Below are 1,626 nucleotides of genomic sequence, written 5' to 3' on the forward strand. Positions count from 1 at the left end.
TGAAGGACATCTTCGCGACCGTCGAGGAATGGACCATGACCAAGACGAAGTTCGAGGTCATGGAGATCCTGAACCAGTACGACATCCCCTGCGGCCCCATCCTGTCGATGAAGGAGCTGGCGGAGGACCAGTCGCTGCGCGAGACCGGCACCATCGTCGAGGTCGATCACCCGACGCGCGGCAAGTACCTGACGGTCGGCAACCCGATCAAGCTGTCGGACAGCCCGACCGAGGTCACCCGCTCCCCGCTGCTGGGCGAGCACACCGACGAGATCCTGCGCGAGGTGCTCGGCTTCGACGAACGCCGCATCGGCGAGGTTCGCGACAGCGGCGCGCTGGGGCTGGTCGTTCCCCGCATGGCCGCCGAGTAAAGACAGCCGTGGCAGGGGCGTCCCGTCGGGACGCCCATTCCATGCAGCACGGATAACAGGCGCACGCAGTCCCGAAGAGCGGGGGCGTTGACGCACACATCCGGTGAGCCGCAGGCTCACACCGTTATTCTTCCACGGATTCAGCACAGGACGCAGGGTGCCGGCGCGGGACGCGTCAGCGCCGATGCCGGCCTGCGCCCCGCACCCTTCCATTTTAAACACCCGAAGACAGCCATGAACATCCATGAGTATCAGGCCAAGGGCCTGCTGAAGACGTACGGCGTCGCGGTGCCCCGCGGCGGCGTCGCGTTCTCTCCCGAGGAGGCCGAGACCGTCGCCCGCGAGATGGGTGGCCCGGTGTGGGTCGTGAAGTCGCAGATCCACGCGGGCGGCCGCGGCGCCGGCCGCTTCAAGGACAACCCCGAGGGCAAGGGCGGCGTCCGCGTCGTCAAGTCCATCGAGGAGGTCGGCAAGAACGCCGGCGAGATGCTCAACCACGTGCTGGTCACCAAGCAGACCGGTCCGGACGGCCGCGAGGTCAAGCGCCTCTACGTCGAGGAAGGCGCCGACATCAAGCGCGAGCTGTATCTCGGCATGCTCGTCGACCGCGCCACCGGCCGCGTCACCATCATGGCGTCCACCGAGGGCGGCATGGAGATCGAGGAGGTCGCCCACAACACGCCGGAGAAGATCGTCAAGGTCGCCGTCGATCCGGCCACCGGCATCCAGGGCTACCACACCCGCAAGGTCGCCTTCGCGCTCGGCCTCGAAGGCAAGCAGGTCGGGGCGGCGGCGAAGTTCCTGACCGCCATGTACCGCGCCTTCACCGAGCTGGACTGCGCGATCGTCGAGATCAACCCGCTGATCGTCACCGGCTCGGGTGAGATCCTGGCGCTCGACGCCAAGATGGCTTTCGACGACAACGCCCTGTTCCGTCACAAGAACGTGGCCGAGCTGCGCGACGTCGCCGAGGAGGACCCGGCCGAGGTCGAGGCCGCCAAGCATGACCTCAACTACGTCAAGCTGGATGGCAACATCGGCTGCATGGTCAACGGCGCCGGTCTGGCGATGGGCACCATGGACATCATCAAGCTGTACGGCGGCGAGCCGGCCAACTTCCTCGATGTTGGCGGCGGCGCCACCAAGGAGCGCGTCACCGCGGCCTTCAAGCTGATCCTCTCCGACCCGAACGTCGAAGGCATCCTGGTCAACATCTTCGGCGGCATCATGCGCTGCGACGTCATCGCCGAAGGCG

At 66.7% G+C, this 1,626-nt stretch carries 2 protein-coding genes; both read left to right on the forward strand.

Features of this window, described 5'->3' with window-relative positions; genetic code table 11:
- A partial coding sequence (locus tag DS837_RS31790) for a CoA transferase (RefSeq protein WP_211102459.1) occupies positions 1 to 371 on the forward strand: 371 nt, incomplete at its 5' end.
- 234 nt (positions 372 to 605) lie between these two features.
- Positions 606 to 1,626, forward strand: a 1,021-nt coding sequence (sucC, locus tag DS837_RS31795; protein WP_149168395.1) for an ADP-forming succinate--CoA ligase subunit beta, incomplete at its 3' end; no start/stop codon positions are given.

The organism is Azospirillum brasilense (genome assembly GCF_008365405.1).
In the GTDB taxonomy this organism is placed as follows: Bacteria; Pseudomonadota; Alphaproteobacteria; order Azospirillales; family Azospirillaceae; genus Azospirillum; species Azospirillum brasilense_D.